Here is a 19244-nt window from a genome sequence, read left to right as displayed (position 1 = left end):
ACCATTTAGGTTAGGAGCCGTAATGAAAAAGCAGTTGGTAAAGCATGAACTTAGGTTGATGGGTGTTGCTATTTTTAGCGCATTTTTGTTGGTGTTTGCACACTTGATATTGGCGAAATCTTTTTCTCATATGGTTTGGACGGAATACACTGCTGCCGTTATCCCATTTGTGATGTTTGGCTTGTGTGTGGTTGGAGTAAAATACGCAGCGCGAGCAGATGAGGATGAGGACGAAAATAACAACTAGAGTGCATACACCGGTTGCTAGAAAATCATTCGTACAAATAAAAGACCTCCACATGGTTATATATAGTACCTTAAACTATGTATAATGTGTATTAAGGCAGAGAAATCTGCCTTTTTATTGGTCGATCAAGCAGCTGGGACTATAGTGTATTATATGTTTAATGTGTACACGGAAGGTTAGTTTGTCATCAGTAAAAGTCAGAGCGACGATTGTCGAAGACAATACAGGTATTAAAAGCCAACTACCTATCTTGCTAACTGAGCAAGGAGAGTTAAGGACGGTCACGGACTACCTACTCAAGCTAGAGGCGGACGGTGTGAGTAACTCCGTCATGAATGGATTTCTTCAAGCAGTGTCCTTATTGTTGGATTACATGGAAGCCAATAGAGGGATGTTTGACGATCCGAAGTTGCTTTTCCAGACCTTTTCTAAGCGTTTGTACACAGGAACGATTGGTGAAGATGGACTTGACCCCTCTGGTTTGTATTGGGTGCCAAGTTCAACAAGTAACGTGAATAAGCACATTCACCGACTGACGGCATTCACCGATTGGTTAGCAAACAAGCAAGGCACTGTGCCAATGAACCCCTTGCGTGATGCCACCCCTCATGAGCAGCGATTGAATTACGCTGCATGGTATCGTAAAAACCAGAATGATTTTCTCGGTCATATCGAAGATAAGACCGTTAACAAAACCATCCGCAAAGCGCGAACCATCAAGGGGTGCACACCACTCACCAAAACCGAAGATGATGCTATCGCCTTTCCTGAAAAACATTGGGAAGATTTTTATATGAGCGGCATCGGTGGTGCAACCGACCCGCGAGTGGCACTCAGGGACAAATTAATACTTCTGCTTATGCACGGCGGCGGGTTACGCGAAAGTGAAGCTTTAACGCTTTGGGTCACAGATGTGTATGAAGACCCCGATAACCCAGATAGTGCTACCGTTCGAATTTACAATGAAGTCGATGGCAAAGCCCCTGACGGTTGGCGTAGTCGCTCAGGAACAAAGATCAGAGAAGCATATTTGAAAGAACAGTATGCTCGTATTCCACGTAAGCGAATGAAAGGCACGGCACGCGTTGGCTGGAAAACCAAAGTCGTTGACCATAAAGATAACTACATACAGGTTCAATGGTTTCCAACAGACTATGGCAAAGTGTTTATGTCACTGTGGAAAAACTATCAAAAGTATCGCGCCAGCATCGACTGTCATCACCCTTATGCGTTTATTGCATTTCATCACAGCGCGTTAGGCAACCCATACACGCTCAACGCTTTCCATGATAACTACGCCAACGGCTTGAAGCGCATTGGTTTAAAGCCGAACAAAGCAGAAGGCTTAGACCCACATGGACATCGACATAATTACGGCAGACGGCTAGAGCGTTCAGGATTGAACCCCTTGGTGATTCGCCGCTGTATGCACCACAAGTCTCTAGACTCACAAATCCCTTACATAGGTAAAGGTCAGCAGGAAATCTCTGAGGAACTGACCCAAGCAACGTTGCAACTGGCAAACCTTGAATCCAAAGTCAAAGCACTCGACTGGAAAGCACTGGTTGAACATGGTTTTGATGACATCGACCCACAGGGGTACTTCACGGGCAAACCTCCAAAATTGAGAGGCAAGTAATGGCGAAAAAAAGAAAATATGACGGACGTTCATCGGATTTAACCTTCTCATGGATGTTGACCACACTTGGTGCGGAGTGGCAACAATGGCAGGAATTGGCTGCTGAGTGGATGGCGACACAAACGGTAGGTCTAAGCAATAAACGTGATGCTTTAACTCGCTTCTTTGAATTCTATCTTACTGAATGTGCGCCCTATGCCATCGGCAATATAGATTTGTTTTTTAAGGGCTGCCAAGGACACAAATGCTCTAGCGAAGAGTTGGATAAACTGGTTAGAAAAACACAAAATTCCCCAGTAATCATCCAGAAAGGCGTGAACATTCCTTGTGACTTCATCGAGTTTGTCATTGAAAAAGTGTTCTCCGAGGAAGATGACAATGGCAACCTTGTGCCACTGGTGCAAAACCCGCTGAGCAAAATCAAATGTCAAAATTCAGCGACCGAAACCGTGCGTAACCCTCTGCCGTATCGCTATATTCAGGACTTGCGCCAAATTCTCTGTCCGTTGCCTGATAAAACCGAACTTGCGGTCATTGAGCAAAATCTTAAAGAGAGTGAAACTCTGCTTCCTGCCTATCACTACCGCCATTTCAAGCACTGGACATGGGCGCAGCAGCAGACAGGGCAAGGAGAAAGAGGTGGTGATGGTGACTGGTTTGAAGTCGAGCCTGAGTTGATTGATAAAACCGACCCCGACTGCGTGTGGCGCAGCAAAGAAGTCACTCGAAATAACAAGAAAATCACCGCTCACCAAATCTGGTCGCCCGTCAAAGCGATGGTGATTTTCATGAAGCTCCATTTGCCGCTGCGTACCTATCAGGTGCGTATGCTCGATAGTGGGGAAGCCTACACATGGCGCTATGAGCAAGGTCAATGGGTACTTAACACCAAACATGATTTTGCACTTGGTAGTGAAAAACGCCCCTTCGGAAAAGGCATCTTTCGCCGCATTCACGACACCATGACAGGGCTGTATTCCACAGGTCTATACATCAACACCAACAAAACCGCCGACCAGAACAAAGACGAACTGGAGCGTGGCTACATCATCCCTTGGCAATATGAAGAAGTGCTGTACTGGCTGGAAAAACTGCGTAACTGGCAAGAAAAGTATAATCCGATAACAAAGCCCACCGATTGCACCACACTGCTGAGGAAGCACACTGGTAAAAAGAAGTCGGATAAACAACTACAAAGTATGGGTGAAATTGCTTTTTTGTTTCGCGATGCCTCAGCAAAGGGGGAGGATAAATTCAAGCCAATTAATTACACCGCAACAGATTCTTTCTGGTATCAACTATTATTGACGCTAGAAAACCAACTCGCAGAGCAAGGTAATACACTGGATAACGGCGAACTTTTAAAACTGGTTGTGGATTACCCAGAAGGTATGCCTAAACGTGCTATGCTTTCCACACTCTTTCCCCTGCACAGTTTACGTGTATCTCTCATCACGGCGTATACGATGGATACGCAATTGCCACTGCCTGTGATTTCTAAGCTATTGGCTGGGCATACTCGCCTGTTGATGACCATCTACTACAACAAAATCACCCCGTCCGTGATGGCAGAGAAAATGGATGAAGCGCATGGTGAGTTGGATGCTAAATCTAAGCAATCAGTGCGCAACTTCCTTAAAGACGCCTCAATGGAGCAAATCCAATGCAAGATGGTGTATCACAGCGATGACAGCATTCAGGCGGCACTGGTTAACCGCAATCCGATAGGTTGGGAAGAGCGCTCGTGTGGCCTATGCTTGGTCGGTGGTAACACCGTGAAATCGGATGAAGTCAGTACCCTTGGTGGTTGCTGGAACGGTGGTGAGTTAATTAAGGATGCAAAAGCTGCTCAGTACCGCATATATGCCAGCGTGCCTCATGGCCCTGAAAACTGCCCTCGCTGCCGCTGGTTTATTACCGAAGCACGATATCTTCCTGTGCTCAATGCCCACTTCAACCAACTGAGCTACAAAGCGCATCAAGCGGCTAACCTATCTGTGGAAATTGAGGGTGAACTGGAAGCCCTTAAAGACGAGCAGTTCTTCTGTGAAGAGCAAGGTAAGCCTTTTATCAAGCACGATGAACTGCAAGCTCTACAGCGCCGCTGGGAAAAGCAACAAGTAGAGGCAAGTGAATATGCCGAAGACTGGGTAGCGTGTTTTGAGCTGATTCAAAAAATCATTCGCGTCGAAGAGACGAGGAATGAGGATGACACCAAAGATAAACTGATTGCGGTTGGCTCTGAGCAAGATGTCAGCCATGCCTTGAAGTTTATCGAAACCGACTCTGAATTACTGCATCTATCGCTGCTTTGTGATGATGCGGAGTTCTACCCTGATTTGCAGGACGAACTGCGTAAAACCCCTGCTATTGAAAAGCGTTCACGCAAGCTCACTCGTGTGCTAATGAAAAAAGGCTTCGAGCCGATTTTCATGGAAATGGACGACAAGCAACAACTCATTGCCGCCAACGCCATGCTGCGCCAAATGGCAAAAATTGCCGACCCTGACGATAAACTTGAAGGGTATCGCAAGGTGGCGAACTACATCGAAGCGGGTGAATACCTGACTGATAACAAACTGTTCTCTCAGGGTATTCATGCACTGACTGATAAAGCCATTAATCTAAATGGCATTGCACTACCGAACTTATTGGAGGACTAATGGAACTCGATATTGATGTCATTCTGGCTGACTTAAAAGAAGGCAAAGTGCCTCGCACGCAGCAAAACCTCGATAAGCTCAACGACACGCTGAAAGCCTATGCGGAATCAGGTCAGCGTGACTTCTCCATTACGCAAATTGGGCGAGTATCTGCTGAAAATGGCGGATTGGCTTATGAAGCCATACGTGCGACCCGCAACAAGCACTACCGCACTCTTATTGAAGCATGGGCGGCAAAGTACAATACCAATACCAAAAAACCGTTATCCAACACCTCAAGGTCTAAATCCATTCCTGCGGATAATAAGCTGCTAGAGCGAATTCCAGACCCTGCGGTACGCGCCTTGTTTGGTCAAATTATTGCCGAGCGTAACCGTTACCGCAAAGAGGTCAATTTGCTCAAACAACACGCCAATATCACCATCGACAAACGCCCCGAGCGCCAGTTTGACACCACCGCAGAGCCAAGCGTGGAAGTGCTGCCATCCCTATCAGGTGTACTCATTGAATCGGAGAAAAGAGCCTTAGCGTATGCCATTTCTGATGAATGTATGGAAAAGAACAATTGGCAAACTACTCAGGCGGGGCAAGTAAAAGACATGGAACTCAACAGTGAAGTATTCCCTAGAGGCTTTGTCACAGGGCTTCGCAAGCTACTGGGTGAGGTAGATGACTAATGGCAAGTGGGCAGCAGAAAGCACAACAAAACCTTGAGGCATTTGAGGTTTGGAAAGCCACACAGACTGACGATGACTTCAAACAAATCGTGTTTAGAAGTCAGCTTAATCGTATTGAAGTGGCAAAGGGTATTGGTTGTGGAAAATCGGCATTAAACCAAAATCCTGCCCTCAAGAAAGCACTCCAAGCCTTAGAATATGAGTTGCGCGGTAAAGGTGTCCTGCCACCATTGACCGACGCTGCCAAGAAGAATGTGGGCAAACCTCAAGCCTACGACAACACAGCAAATCGTAAGATGCCAGATTCAAAGCGGGAGTCATCATTAGAAGCTGAGAACATTGAATTGAAAGCCAAGGTCAAGGAGCTTGAAAAGCGACTTGAGCGCTTTGGTGAGCTATCTGAAACCTTATCCGAAATGGGGTTGATGCCACGATGAATGCCGCTTTGCATGAAGACCAAATGCGTGTCACCAGTATCCCTTATCGCTCGACCAATATGGTGATATTCAGCGGTGTACCGCTTGCGAAGGACTCTTACAAAACTAATAGTGGGAAGTATTACGTCACCATAAAAGCCGACCCCGATAGCATCCCTGTACAACCTGCGCTGGGACAGCATTGGTCAATCAAAGGTGCTCGCCAGATAGAAAATATGGAAATGGATGATTATGTGATGCAGCAGCACACCTATGAATCACCCAAGTACGTTGAATGCACCTTACCCGAAACAGGGGAGCAACTGATACGCTTTATCGCCAGAGAAAGTGACTTCAAGGGTATTGGCGAAAGCAAAGCTAGGGCGCTCTGGCAGCTCTTGGGTAAAGACTTCCATGCCACAATGAGAAATACACCCCAGAGTCCAGAAAGCGTCTGACATCGATTTTGAGTGAAGATTCAGTGGAAGCGCTCTTTAAGGGGACGCCAAATATAAAAATCTGGCACATTGCAACTGGATGAGTGAGCACAACATCCCCGACAGAGTGCAGCAACGGCTGCTCAAGCATCACGGTGAAGCTTCCATAGAGGTACTTAAGGATAATCCTTATGCTTTGAAGGGTTTTGGTCTTTCGTTCAGTGCCATTGAAGAAATTATCAAGGTAACGGATTTTAAGAGCGATGTTGCGAAGGATGACCCAAGAAGGTTCAGTGCTGCTCTGGAAATGGCGATTCGCAAGGAAATTGAAAAAGGTCACACCTATACCACTCATGCCAATGTGCGCCCTTACCTCAACAAACTATTGAAAGACAAAGCACTGGTCACTCAGGCGTTCCAATCAGGTCATGATAAAGCTCAGTACATTTTAAACCCCGACACAGGAACCTACCATCCAACTGCGCAACTTCTGATGGAAAGTGTCGTTGCCAAACGGCTAAATATACTGATTAAGCGGAATGACTTGTTTGATGAAAACGCCAATGCTGCGTATTGCTCTGCGGTTGCGGAGCTTCCCTACGAATTAACCCCTAAACAAATCGAAGCCGTCACAACGTGTCTGGATAATTCGGTAAGCTGTATTGCGGGCGGTGCAGGAACAGGCAAGACAACGGTACTCAGAACGGCTCTCAGGGCTTACCATCAACTTGGATTTGGAATACACGCCGTTGCGCTCAGCGGTCGTGCTGCGATGAGACTTCATGGGTTCATCGGTTTTGTTACCTCAACCATTGCCAAATTGCTGCGTGAAGACCCCATAGAACCCAGTGTCGAGAAAACAAATCACCTACTGGTGATTGATGAGGCAAGCATGATTGACTTGCCAACCATGTATCGTCTTGTGAATCACATTCACCCCTCTGTACGATTGATATTCACTGGCGACCCCGACCAACTTCCACCAATCGGCTGCGGCAAGGTGTTGGCAGACATCGTTGAAGCAAAAGCGGTGGCTAATACGATGTTAGATATCGTCAAGAGACAGGAAGGTTCAACGGGTATCCCCGAATACTCAAAGCTCATTAATCAAGGCATGACGCCTGAGCAATTAAGCACAGGTGCAATACACTTTCACGAAACCAGTAAAACAGACATTGCCAAAGTCTGTTGTGAGCTTTACCAACAGTGTCCTGAAAACAGTCGCGTTATGGCTCCAACCAAGGCACTCGTATCAGAAATCAATAAACTCACCCAACAAGCCGTTAACCCAGATAGCACTAGCCTTGAGTTCGAAATCAATGGTGATAAGTTCTTTTTGCCACTTCGCATGAATGATGCGGTGTTATTTACGCAGAACCATTATGACAAAGGCATTCAAAATGGCTCACTAGGCATGCTAACCAACGCCAAACCTTCTGGTGATAGTTACGGTGAAGTGACGCTAGATACAGGTGAAAAGGTCGAGATAACACAATCCGTTCTAGACTGCATGGAGTTGGGTTATGCGGTCACTTTGCACAAGGCTCAAGGATCACAGTTTCCGCGCATCATCATCGCTCTGCAAAACGGAAGAATTGTTGATAGAGCATGGCTCTATACGGCAATCACGAGAGCTGAAAGTGAAATCCATATCGTTGGTATTAGCGATGATATGAAGCGTATCACCGAGGCACCTAGTCACTCTCATAAGCGGAATAGCTACCTAAAAGAACTGTTGAGTTAGCAATTTCAAACTCGTTTATGTCCAGGGACGTTTCTGCTTTTCCTGACCTTACTAAATGTGGTTGCCAAACTTTATGTTGACCAAAAACACTAGGAGGAGGTCATCATGAGAAAGTTATCTTCTGGTAAATGCAGCGGCATCAAAAGGCCATTTAAGCTTGAAGAGATCCGGCGGATTAGAACTAGGCTGGAGATTGAAAACGATCTAATGCAGTTTGCACTACTGAACCTAGCGATAGATAGCAAGTTAAGAGCGAGTGATTTGCTAAAGCTACATGTTTACGATGTTTCTTCGCAAGGGGTTATCTATGAGAGGGGTCAGTGCATCCAGCAAAAAACGGGCACCGATGTCCACTATGAGATTACTCCGAGAACGCAGCAAAGTATTAGCAGGTGGGTTTTTGCAGCATCCCTAGAGGCAAGCAGTTTTCTATTCCCGAGCAGCCGACGATCTGGGCAACCTATCAGCTACTCATTTTACCGTTCTATTATCAGAAACTGGGCTGAAAAACTGGGATTGAATGCTGACTATTACGGCACTCATTCTATGCGCCGTACTAAAGCTACTCTAATCTATGCCAGAACGAAAAACATCAGGGCCGTACAGATCTTACTTGGACATTCGAAGATAGATAACACAATTCGATACCTTGGCGTTGAGCTAGAAGACGCTCTGAGGCTTTCTGAGAAAACAGACTGCTGACAGGCAGGAACTGTTACAGGCTTTTCTTCTGAAAAGCCTGTGCCCCTTTATTGTTTTCGAGCATGACGACACGTGTGGCTATTGTCTATACACGCCACACATGTCCATAATGTTAATCGTGACTTTATATTTAGGTATTGTGAATATCTATTCTAGAAGGTAAGTTAGTCCTACCGCACTAACTTACCTTAACGAGATTACTCTCAAACCTCAAATCGCATGACCTCTCACTCGGTTCGTTTGGTAGTGGGAAACGAGATCATCTTGAGCAGCAAGAGCTGCTTCAACACGCTGTTCAAAGTTATCCGGCTGTTTATCCTTGCGTAAGAAGTATTTTGCTGGCTCCCTTGTAAACGACTCACCTGTAATCACTGCTTCTTTGCCATGCTCCATAAACGCCAATATTTGAGCTAATGGGTAAGTCATATCACTCTCTCGATGAAAAGAAAGCTTTCCGATATCAATGCCCACGATCCCCATCGGTCCGTAGCCCGTTTGTTTTTTGTTCTCAAACTGCAATACGATATTTAAGCCAAGGTGATTTTCTAATATACCCATTTTGTCAAATGACGCCGCGCCAACCCTTCCATGCCGCCACGAGTAGACAATTTGCCTGTTTCTATCAAAGTAAACTTCCGCGTCTTGAGGTTTCAACAAGAAAAGCAACCACAAACCTAAAGATAAAGCGCCCATGAAAGAAAAAAGGCCGATACCGAAAAGGAAATGATCTAGCTCTCCAAGTTGCTTAAGCGCTCTCATGTGTGTAAACAATGACACATCGCCGTCTTGCTCAAAATAGATGCTGTAGCCTTTAATGGCATTATCGGCGAGAGCTATCCCCCGCCGAAAAATATCCTCTTCTTCTTTATCCCCTTCCTTTTGAGCGTCAGAAAGGTAGCTTATGTATCTGGCTTTGTTTTCACTATAACTTTCGATCATACGCCCTGCCTGAGCCTTGTGAGCTTCAAAATCATATTGGTAGCTAGAGTCGTAGATAAAATACAGGGTCAACACGGTTAGCATCAGCATCCATGGCAAGACAATGGTATTACGGCGAGTATGATAGCCAGTCCTTAACGTCAACAGGTTATCATTGACCGTCATAAAAGGTTCGAGTGGGTCTTCCATCGGAACAACGATCACTTCTGCTCGAAATTGCGCCCACCACTTTGAAAAAGGTTGCGCTTTTGTTGTAAATATTCCTTTAGAGCCGCGATTCATTTATTTTCCCCAAGGTGTAGTGTTTGGTTTTTCATCAAGCATGCCTATTTGACTCGTGCTTATGTAGCCGCTGTTGGTTAAATAGCGTTTTGGCACCACTGTGTTTGGTGTCGGTTCGTAACACCAGATCAGACGAGCCGGATGCGAAAACTCGACATTAACCGTGACATGCAGACCGTCTTCTTTGGCGATACATAACGTCCTATCTTCAAATGCCGCCGCCAACGCGATCCTGAAATTTTCGGTCATGGCCTTATCGGGCTCAGGTACTGAATAAGCCGCGTATTTGGCATCATCCAGTTCACGATAAATCGAGCCATGCAGTTGAGATACGTTTATTTTAAAATCCGGCAAGACGAATACGTAACTGAGCTTGTATCGATACGGCTCTGAGCCATATGGACGAATACTGCTATCCACGATAGTGAGTTTGGGCGCGTAAAAATAGTTTAAAAACTCCTGAGACTCGATGTTCAATGCCGCATCAAAGTATTTAATGTTATCAGATGTCACAGCCTTGTTGTTATTAGATGCCACAGCGGTGATTACATCCAGCCTCTCTTGAACAGTATTAATGTCTTCTTGCTTTTTAAAATCACTCCAAAACGGATAATACTCACTTGTTCCCCAGAAAGAGCTGTAGAGCAAGTTTTCGAAACTATTTTTGCCATATCGGCCAATCTGATATGCACTAAATAAAAGTCCTGTAAGACCAACGGCGAGCAATACGGCTCCAATAGGGCCCCCGATGGCCGAAAATGCAACCAATAGACTGGAGACGCCACCGGTCAGATAGCCCAGAGAAGCTTGTTTATTGCCTGACCTATAACTAGTAAAAACATCCCAGAAGTAAACAAATGACATTGCCACGTTTGCACCGACAACAAGTCCTTTTATCGGCGCTGCCGATAGACGCGTATCTAAACGCTGACTGTAAGCTTGTAAACTGCGCACTCCGAGCTTTTTAGCTAACTGCTTACTCATATTCGGTAACTGCTTTTGAAGAGCAAGAAGTGCCCTCTCAGCTTCACGTGCTGCAATATTTACTCCCTTAGCACTGTACTGACTGAGAGTAATACTGTCTGCGGTGATCGCCGCGAGCGTGGACAACATTTTCACCGCACGATACGCATATTCTTTGTCATCATTGACGGGGTCGAGTGTATCGAATTGTGTTTGAGCCAAAAGATCATTGATGGTATTCACATTTGCTTGATACGACCAATAGGTCAGCCCTAAACCTGCACTTTCTTGTGCGAAATGGAGAAGTGTTTTGGTAGGAAGCCTATCGGCCAGCTTTTTGAGCCATTCAGGCGCTGATGCTGTTGGCTCTGCTTCTAGTAATTCGAAAATACGTTGCTCTGATTGGTTTGCTTTCATTTCAGACCAATTGAGCAGCTTTTCGCCAAATTGCACTTTTGATTTGATTGAGCTTTTTTGACCCGTTTGTTTATCGATTAAGTTTTCGATGTCATCGAGCGCCATGTTGAGTCGATTCCCCGTAAACCGAACCCCTAATAAGGCATCAAATAATGATGGTAAGGTTGCTTTATAAAAGCACTCTAACCCAGAATTTCCCAGTAACTTAGTGCCATAAGTGAACTCAGCTTGTATACGAGCCAAGTAATTGCCTATCGAAGTTAATACTGGCGGAACAGCATGATGCCAATTTATTTGATCTTGAGGCTGAAGAAATACGATCTGAACGGCCTTTAAAGAAATTCCCCACACCTTATCTAATGGGGTGAGTTCTTCTGTACGAAAGGCTTCACCAACCCATCTATCCATGTTTTCAATGCCTTCTTCACTTGCGGTCACGCCTTCAAAAAGCGATCCAAGAAGGAGCAGCAATTTACCCATCTCAGCAGCAGGATCGATAATGCCTTGCTGACGAATATCAAAGTAGTGTCTTAGATAACAAGTAAGCGAACCAACCTCATCTTCAGCGCCTTGACCTGCAACAAAGTAGTCCATTAGAGCGAGCAATGTCTTACGTTCTTTCTTCTTATTATGGATTTCTCTTTGGTAAGCTTTCAAAAATATTGGGAGCCTTTCCGTATTAAGGTTTTCCTCCGCTGCTTTCTTGACTTCTGGAATATCGCTTTCAAGACATGACTGTGCGTACTGACCAATCGTCAAAGGGTATTTGTTGACATTGACATAGGCTTGTTGCTCAGCGACATTTTTCGAGATAACTTTTGAGATATCACGTTGACGACCAACTGGGTCAAACAAAGCCACCAAAGCGCCATCTTTATGCTCGCTATGGCTTTTTTGCATGGTTTCTACAATACCTTCAGTCGTAAGGTGGTAACTTAGTGTGGTAGTGGCGAGATCAAGCCCGTGTGCCATAGGTTTCGCGCTGTCTTTGTCGGCCAACCACTTTTCATCGTTATTGCGGTAATCTTCAACCAAGGCGCTGAGGTTTTCTTGCGTTGCCGCTTGACTAAACTCGGTTTGTTGCGCAGTCAAATCCACCTGCTGCATCGCCTTTTTGCGCAACTCTTCATCGTTGTTCATGTTATCAATGATGGCGGCAGACCATTCGTGCTCAGAGTAGACGATGGAGATCTTTTTCGCTTTCGGCGTCACAAACGCAAAAGGATAGAACGTGGAGCCCGATGAGGTATCGAGCGTTAATCCCTCTTGAGCGTTTTCTTCATTGGTGAAATAGTATTTCTCAAACTTTTCAATCACACCGGTCGGCGTTTGGGTTTGCGCATATTTGAAGATGTGAAAAGGCGCGGTCTCTTCTTCGTTCTCTTCTTTGATATACAACCAACCCTCACGTAGAAGGCGAAGCAGGTAGCCACCGGTGTCTTTCAGCCCGGTAGCACCATTCATTTCTAACATGCTTGGCGGGGCTTGCGCTGGCATCACTTCATCAAAGAAGTTTGCGTAGCCATAACGCACCGGATAAATCGGAATGACATTCTCAATCACACCAGCCACTTCGTTCATGAATGGCTCCACCGTGTCGATGGTTTTGGTGGTGTTAACAACGGCTTCAATCGATTCACTCTCAATCGAGTGCAAGTCGTCTGCCGCTTTGATGATCTTTACGTTGTCAGTGTTCGCCAGAAGCTCGCTGGCTTTGGTTTGCATTTTATTGAACACACCAGAAATGAGGTCGGGTAGTAACTTCATGTACGAGCTTAACGTATCGATGTGCTTATCGAACACATCCTCAGACAGGTACGCGTATTGCAGTTTGCTGGCTTCATCACGTAAGAAGGTTAACCGACTTTTCAGCTTGTTAAGCAGCGCGTCGAGTTCACTATTGATGCTCTTTTCTGCCGCTTGCCAATCGTAGTCAGCCAAATAGGCTTGTGGGTTGCCTTTACCTCGTGCACGCATGTACGCCAGCATTCGGTCAGTGGTCTCATGCGGGGCTAACCTCAGCAGTACCGACAGTAGTTCCCCTTCTTCTAATACTTGAGGCAGCGTATAAGCGAGCAGCGATTCGGTGGTATGTGGCAAGGGTTGATCAAGGTTGCCAATGAGTGCATCACAGGTCTTTGATACATCGAATGTTGTATCTGGGTGATAATGGGTAAAGTGCTGAATGACCTCGGCACTGACCATGTCTTGGAAATAGCGATCGCTACTCAACGTTTGCCCAATACTGCCCCAAGCCGTGCCAACGGTCTCAATTCTGGTTGGCTGCCAAAAGCCGCGTTGACCTTTGGAAGCGATATTGAAAAAATCATCATCCGATTGGCTATCTATATGGCGAGGGTTCTCGCGACGAACCGGAGTCACCACAAACGGGTCTTGACTCTCTTCGACCAGCAGTTTGACCTTCCCCCCTTTGAGCGGGTCGGCATCGCTGCGTCCTTTTTCATCCAAAGTGGCTTCATACACCGTCGAGCCTTGCTCATCACTGAGTTTAAATGGCGCATTCACCAGTCTTTGACCATTTGGATGACGCACGCAAACGTCCATGATAAAGGTCTCTTCAAGATCTTCTTCGACCGAGAAAGATGGGTTCTGTACGCCAAAACACATGGTGTTGCCATTGTTCATGGTCATTTGATCACTTTGGCGTGCCACTCCTTTTCCTTCGATAAGAACATTCGGAGAAGACGTCACAAACTGCGCTTCTCCTTCAATGGTTCCTGAACTCACGCCTTTTTTATCGCCAGCGGCATCACCTGTACTTTTTGAGAACTTACTGCCTTGTAGTGCAATACTATTGCCACCATCGGCAGTAACACTGGTTGAGCCGTCCACCAAATCGGCGGATTTAGCGTTATTGCCGTACGGAATAGGAACGACAGGCTTTCCGACTTTGGTTAAACAAACGTCCGGCACAGAAGCGTTCGCTTCACCGCCTGAGCCTTTATGTACAATACTCAGCCCATTAGCGCCGATGGTTGATGCCATAATTTTTTCCTTTTCAATCAGTTTAAGCGCACTTTGGTCGCTTGAATTTTTTGTAGCTTATCTGCCGAAGTATTGATGTTTTGGGCGGTCGTTTTAACCGTACCACTTTTCGCAGTCATTGATACTTGAGTCTCCCCTGAGCGTAGGACGACACTTTCATCGCCTTGAACAACCATGTTTTTGGCTCGGAGTATCAATAGGTCTTCCTCTAGTAGAGAGGTGAAGATGTCAACAAGGATAGGAAGGCTAAGATCGCCATCCATAAAGTTGATTTGGCAGTTCAATTGATTATCAATAGCAAGATCTATGTCAGAAGCTTTAAACGCTCGACCTATCACTGCCCATATAGGCTGACCGATTGGATTCCCGTGAAAATTGACTTTAACGCGAGATTTATCTGAGTGAACTTCATAGACTTTACCGATTCGTGGGTAGACCTCTTTTGAAGCATCAGGTTGCGACGATTTCATTGCAGTTTCCATAAACCAAATAACTTTGGATTTTAACAACCGAAATGAATCAAGGCGCTTATTCTTTATGCGGTGAAAAAGTGATTCGCGGTAGTGAATTGCACGATATTTCCTTTTCAAAGCACTTTTTGCGCTTTTAAAGCAAAGGAATTGGGCGTTATTTTGTGATTTTAACCTTGCACGTCAGACCTTGTAAAAGTGTGACTCAGGTAGCAATTAGGGTGTTGGCTATCGCGGTAAGAGAAATCATCTTAATCTATGGCACGGATGAGCACTCTGTCTACAAAGGCTGTGATCTTACTCTCATCCCAGTCAACAAAAGATTTAGGGAACTTTCCTGTTAATTCGGACTCCGAGCTTATTCATTTTCTATACAGCTGCGCTTAATTCATGAGCTTTGACGGATACTTCGAAAGAATACAGCGAAAAATGAACGCTGCGAGCTCATTAGAGACACTTGTAGTCTGGCGAAAAAGGATCAACATTGGTAATTCTGGTTTGCCCTACAAAACTCAACAAGGGCGCTTAGTCGCACATTGCTATACATCGTTCAAAGAAGAAAAAAGTAAGAGGAAAAAATATGACGACCTTGATAACGCAGGATGAGGTGGTTCAATGTGTGAAACAAGAGCTTGAATTGACAGGCATTGCAGATAAAAAGCATGCAGCGCCCGATCTCAGCCAATTACTACCAGAAGTGAAGTGCACGATTGTCGAAGTGCTCTTGCTTCATACCCGAGGCAATCAGGCTCAGGCCGCACGAATGCTTGGAATGAATCGTGCTACATTGCGAAAGATATATAAACAAAGCCTTAAACGATGAATGCTATCTATTAGCAAGAAGCGGCTTTTGCAAATCCTGCCAATCGCTGCATTAGAATGGTACAAAAGCCGCCAAAGAGAACAAAACGTCCTCTATTCTTCCTCAAGGTGCCTCATCGAAAGTCTTGGACGGATTTTAAAAAGGCACCAAGAAGGGGAGCGAGACTAGAGTCGCCACAACCAACCGTCAAGCATCTTCTTAATTACCAGCACCACTTCTTCTGTATACCATCCACTAACCTTACTAAGGCCACTTCTAAAGTCAAACTCGAGCGAAGATGAATGTATCGAGGCCAATGAAGAGTTTGAGTGTCCTCATTGTGGTGAAACCTTGAGCTATGGATCATTGCTTGGTGCCCAGCATATAACGATTGAAGTTGTGGATTATTAAAAGTGCGCTATTGGTCATTCAGAATAATTGAGCCATCTGCAAAGTGAATAAGTAGTCATCTTTATAAGTGGAGCTTATATTGGTTTGAGCAAAAAACTATCAGGAAATTGGCGTTTACACTAAGCAATAAATGTCCAAAAATGACTCATTGTGAACATTGGTCGTTTGTGACCGCTGGTCGTCTAGCACGCTCTAGTCATGACCGACCAGCTGGTGTAAGGTCGAATATGAGTTAACGACCTAGCCATCTTCGGAATCACTCAACTTATTGATAAGCTCTTGCCTCTCCTCTTTGCTCAGTTTTGCAATCAAGCAAGCTAACTTGGCAGAGCTTTCTTCTTCACAAAAGAAATAGTTCAAAGGAACACCTAGTTCGTCAGCAATGAGTTTTAGTGTTTGTATGTCAGGAGTGTGTTTTGCTTTCTCATACTGATTCATTCTGGCGCTTGCTGAACCCTCATCCATACCTATTCTCACTCCCAAGGCTTTCTGGGAGAGTTTGGCTTTTTTACGCGCTTCTTTAAGTCGCGTTGGGATTGGGCTAGTAAATGACATTTTCGGTTCATGTTTAAAAACCTACAGTAACTAAGATTTTCTTAGTTTTGTCGATTTCTGTATACTAAGCAATCCTTAGTTTTTAGAACCGCATGAGTTGTAAATGAAACGTTCGACGAAAATCAGTGCGATTATGCACAAGTTATTGATTGAAAAAGGTATGGATCGTTTTTCGGTTATTGAGTTACGCGACGCCTCTCTTTCTATTAGTGATTTTAGGAAGGAGCCTGATGAGGCAAGAAAAAGACTCTACAGACAAATTCTTCGCTTTGTGAGAAACGGTTGGCTTCAAAGTGAGGGAGAGGGACGAGATAAAAGGTACTTTCAAACAGATCTGTTTCGCTCTCTTAACGTGAAGCCCAAAGTAGAACGAAAGAAAGTCCCCTCCTTAGTTGAACCCTATTCAGATTACTCGGTATTGCGCCATGAGCGAAACCAGTACAAAGCTGAGTTAGAGATTGTTTTGGGTGAGATCGACGAATATCAATCACTCAATCGTCGTTTCCCTGAACTAGAACAAAGGCTCAACCCTATGTTGCAACAAGCGAGAGATCGCTCTGCACACCTATTTGGCAAAGTGAACGTACTGACCAATGTGATCAATACCATCTCTTCGGATGTCGTCGAATGTTGAGAAAATGGCAACGAGAGTGCTCTGAAAAAGCGTTAAAAAACTACAAAAGCAGCCAGCACCACTTTTTTTGCCAAGCTACTCCAGGGGCTGGAAAAACAGTATTGGCGGCAACTATTGCCTCTAGGTTATTGAAGGACGGTATGGTAGATCTTATTTTATGTTTTTCACCGTCGTTAACGGTATCAGATGGGATAAAAAGAACCTTTTCAGAAGTTCTCAATCGCGCTTTTACTGGTGGTCTAGGTTCGATAGGACAGTCGCTTACCTACCAGTCTATCCAATTTCTCAGCGAAGAGTTTTGGCAGACGCTACGTAACTATAGAGTGTTTGTAGTGTTTGATGAGATACATCATTGTTCTGGTTCTGAGTATGAAAAAGCGAATGTATGGGGGCAACAGATCCTAACCAAGATTCAAGGACTGGCTACCTACACCTTAGCACTATCAGGTACACCTTGGCGTTCAGATGCATTACCGATAGTGATGGCACAGTATAGCGACCCTGATGGGCAGATCTTGGTCGACTATCAATATACTCTCCAGCAAGCCGTTGCCGACCATGTTTGCAGAACACCAAGAATTGTACTGGTAGACAATGAACACTTGTCGATAACTAGCGACGGAAAAACAGAATCGTTTTCGTCGATCCTTGAGATGCTAAAGCAAAATAAAGCTCCTTATCAGAGCGTAATTCACAATCAAGAGGCTATGGAACACCTTCTCGAACTTGGTTGTAGAAAGCTCGCCGAGATACGAACTCAAAATCAGTATGCAGGAGGACTAGTCGTTGCCTCTTCTGTTCAACACGCCGAAGAGATCAAAAAGATACTTTTGGAAAAGTGCCAACAAACCGTCTCCATCGTGACCTATCGTCACGAGGAGCCTTTGGCTGAGATTGAACGCTATCGGAACGACAGTACTCAGTGGATAGTCAGTGTTGGGATGATTAGTGAGGGTACAGATATTCCCAGGCTTCAAGTTTGCTGCCATATGAGTTCAGTTAAGACGGAACTTTACTTTAGGCAAGTTCTGGGGCGAGTTCTTCGAGTGAATAATGACTCGAATCAACAAGCTTGGTTATTCACTTTCGCAGAACAGAGCTTGATAGAGTTTGCCGAGCGAATAGAACAAGATATTCCCGAATCCTGTATGTTTATTAGTGGAGATACTCCTGAAACATTTGTAGCGAGAGAGTTAGGACGAAAGGAAGCGGCTAAGGGCTTCAATATTGATCTCGTAAGCAGCAATGTTGATTTGAGATGGAATGGCGCCACTGACCTTGGTTGCATGGTAGATATTGTTCCTAGCCTTTCTAATGAGGTTCTGTTTGGCACGTTCAAGCAGCGTATTATTTCAGCATTTCAAACAGTTTGATACTGGATCGCTGTATGGGTATTTAGTCAAACTTTCTTCAGGGGCTTCAAAAACGAACACCAATCTTTCTTGGATTGGTGCTCGTTAGTATTATGAGGAAGTATCTCAATAAAGTTTGATCGTTTTTGTCCTGAGAGGTGTTGGGGCGACTAGCGCTAACTCGCATTTACCCCAAAGTGTATCTACTTCTCATGTGTTTGAGCTGTTACCCGACCGAAAAACATCCAGTTAAATTTAGCGACGATATCAGCGTAAAAGCTACGCTTCAATCATTTAAATTGGTTTATTTATGGCTGGATTTATACGAATTAGCTAAAGAAGCAACTAAGGGTAAGCTTGACTGTTCTTTGAGAGATCTAGAGCTATGGTCGATTGATAGAACGGAGCTGAGTAATCCTGAAAGATTTGGTTGTATTGCTCACGGCTATCAAGCACAAAAGCAACTCGAACGTGGTCTAGGTTGTATGTCGTTAAAACAGAACGTAACCAACCTGCCAACGAATTCTCCAAAAGCGCTCTACAGCCCACGAACCACACCCATGTTTGCTGATCACTTCGAATAATATCTAAGATTTCTGACTTGTATCGATACCCATCTCCCATTGAAGTTAGGTCTATGTACACAACATTAGCACCCAGTCCATGGTTAACGCGGTTGTAGATATCTTGAAGCTCTTTACCGCATTCACTATCAAATGTGTGGAACCTCATCATGCCCAACTCCCAATAGCCATTTATTAAGCGTTCTGGTGTACCTAAGGGCCAGCTATCAAAGGTGTATAAATCATTATCTTTACGCATCTACAAAACTTATTTTTATGAACAGATTAGAGAAGTGGAGTCTAATGGTTGGACACATAAGCCAAT

Annotated in this window: 16 protein-coding genes; 11 read left to right on the top strand and 5 right to left on the bottom strand. The window is 44.9% G+C overall.

Going from position 1 to position 19244, the window contains the following annotated elements; genetic code table 11:
• The first annotated feature begins 22 nt into the window (after positions 1 to 22).
• From R7M92_RS17555 to R7M92_RS17520, 8 genes are all read left to right on the top strand, one after another.
• Positions 23 to 247 carry a hypothetical protein gene (locus R7M92_RS17555; protein ID WP_318133912.1) on the top strand — a complete coding sequence of 75 codons (225 nt, stop codon included), beginning with the start codon at positions 23 to 25 and terminating at the stop codon, positions 245 to 247.
• A gap of 181 nt (positions 248 to 428) precedes the next feature.
• Complete coding sequence (gene gmtY / locus R7M92_RS17550) at positions 429 to 1886, top strand: gamma-mobile-trio recombinase GmtY (protein ID WP_318133910.1); 1458 nt, start codon at positions 429 to 431, stop codon at positions 1884 to 1886.
• A complete protein-coding gene (locus R7M92_RS17545) occupies positions 1886 to 4549 on the top strand; it encodes an integrase family protein (protein ID WP_318133908.1) in 2664 nt (887 codons plus the stop codon). The genes gmtY and R7M92_RS17545 overlap by 1 nt, the downstream gene beginning before the upstream one ends.
• Positions 4549 to 5226, top strand: a complete 678-nt coding sequence (gene gmtX, locus R7M92_RS17540) for a gamma-mobile-trio protein GmtX (protein WP_318133906.1) — start codon at positions 4549 to 4551, stop codon at positions 5224 to 5226. The genes R7M92_RS17545 and gmtX overlap by 1 nt, the downstream gene beginning before the upstream one ends.
• Positions 5226 to 5663: a VPA1267 family protein gene (locus R7M92_RS17535; protein WP_318133904.1), complete on the top strand. Its 438-nt coding sequence runs from the start codon at positions 5226 to 5228 to the stop codon at positions 5661 to 5663. The genes gmtX and R7M92_RS17535 overlap by 1 nt, the downstream gene beginning before the upstream one ends.
• A 23-nt stretch (positions 5664 to 5686) precedes the next feature.
• The gene (locus R7M92_RS17530) at positions 5687 to 6100 is read left to right on the top strand and encodes a hypothetical protein (protein WP_318133901.1); all 414 of its coding nucleotides are present in this window, start codon (positions 5687 to 5689) and stop codon (positions 6098 to 6100) included.
• A 79-nt stretch (positions 6101 to 6179) separates the two neighbouring features.
• The gene (locus tag R7M92_RS17525; protein WP_318133899.1) at positions 6180 to 7823 is read left to right on the top strand and encodes an AAA family ATPase; all 1644 of its coding nucleotides are present in this window, start codon (positions 6180 to 6182) and stop codon (positions 7821 to 7823) included.
• A 105-nt stretch (positions 7824 to 7928) separates the two neighbouring features.
• Complete coding sequence (locus tag R7M92_RS17520) at positions 7929 to 8525, top strand: tyrosine-type recombinase/integrase (RefSeq protein WP_318133897.1); 597 nt, start codon at positions 7929 to 7931, stop codon at positions 8523 to 8525.
• Positions 8526 to 8735: 210 nt separating this feature from the next.
• On the opposite strand, the gene R7M92_RS17515 is transcribed toward R7M92_RS17520, so the two are convergent.
• From R7M92_RS17515 to R7M92_RS17505, 3 genes are read right to left on the bottom strand one after another with little or no spacing between them, the layout of a single operon-like run.
• Positions 8736 to 9746: a hypothetical protein gene (locus R7M92_RS17515; protein ID WP_318133895.1), complete on the bottom strand. Its 1011-nt coding sequence runs from the start codon at positions 9744 to 9746 to the stop codon at positions 8736 to 8738.
• On the bottom strand, positions 9747 to 14132 hold the full coding sequence (locus R7M92_RS17510; RefSeq protein ID WP_318133893.1) for a PAAR-like domain-containing protein: 4386 nt from the start codon (positions 14130 to 14132) through the stop codon (positions 9747 to 9749).
• Positions 14133 to 14149: 17 nt separating this feature from the next.
• Positions 14150 to 14602 (bottom strand): hypothetical protein, encoded by a 453-nt coding sequence (locus R7M92_RS17505; protein WP_021018079.1) that lies wholly within the window; start codon positions 14600 to 14602, stop codon positions 14150 to 14152.
• Positions 14603 to 15182: 580 nt separating this feature from the next.
• Here R7M92_RS17505 and R7M92_RS17500 point away from each other — a divergent pair.
• Positions 15183 to 15425: a helix-turn-helix domain-containing protein gene (locus R7M92_RS17500; protein ID WP_041853476.1), complete on the top strand. Its 243-nt coding sequence runs from the start codon at positions 15183 to 15185 to the stop codon at positions 15423 to 15425.
• 630 nt (positions 15426 to 16055) lie between these two features.
• Here R7M92_RS17500 and R7M92_RS17495 read toward each other — a convergent pair.
• On the bottom strand, positions 16056 to 16370 hold the full coding sequence (locus R7M92_RS17495) for a helix-turn-helix domain-containing protein (RefSeq protein ID WP_079325371.1): 315 nt from the start codon (positions 16368 to 16370) through the stop codon (positions 16056 to 16058).
• A 103-nt stretch (positions 16371 to 16473) separates the two neighbouring features.
• Here R7M92_RS17495 and R7M92_RS17490 point away from each other — a divergent pair, with 103 nt between their 5' ends.
• Both R7M92_RS17490 and R7M92_RS17485 read left to right on the top strand, forming a co-directional pair.
• Positions 16474 to 17004: a hypothetical protein gene (locus R7M92_RS17490; protein WP_318133884.1), complete on the top strand. Its 531-nt coding sequence runs from the start codon at positions 16474 to 16476 to the stop codon at positions 17002 to 17004.
• Positions 16998 to 18377, top strand: coding sequence for a DEAD/DEAH box helicase (locus tag R7M92_RS17485; protein WP_318133882.1), 1380 nt, complete (start codon positions 16998 to 17000; stop codon positions 18375 to 18377). Before R7M92_RS17490 ends, R7M92_RS17485 begins: the two co-directional genes overlap by 7 nt.
• A 324-nt stretch (positions 18378 to 18701) precedes the next feature.
• Here the strand turns inward: R7M92_RS17485 and R7M92_RS17480 are convergent, their stop codons facing one another.
• A complete protein-coding gene (locus R7M92_RS17480; RefSeq protein WP_318133880.1) occupies positions 18702 to 19178 on the bottom strand; it encodes a hypothetical protein in 477 nt (158 codons plus the stop codon).
• Positions 19179 to 19244: the final 66 nt, after the last annotated feature.

It is taken from the genome of Vibrio sp. Vb2880 (assembly GCF_033337975.1).
GTDB lineage: Bacteria > Pseudomonadota > Gammaproteobacteria > Enterobacterales > Vibrionaceae > Vibrio > Vibrio alginolyticus.
Note: the sequence above shows the minus strand (reverse complement) of the source record. Positions and strands in the feature narration are given on the sequence as shown.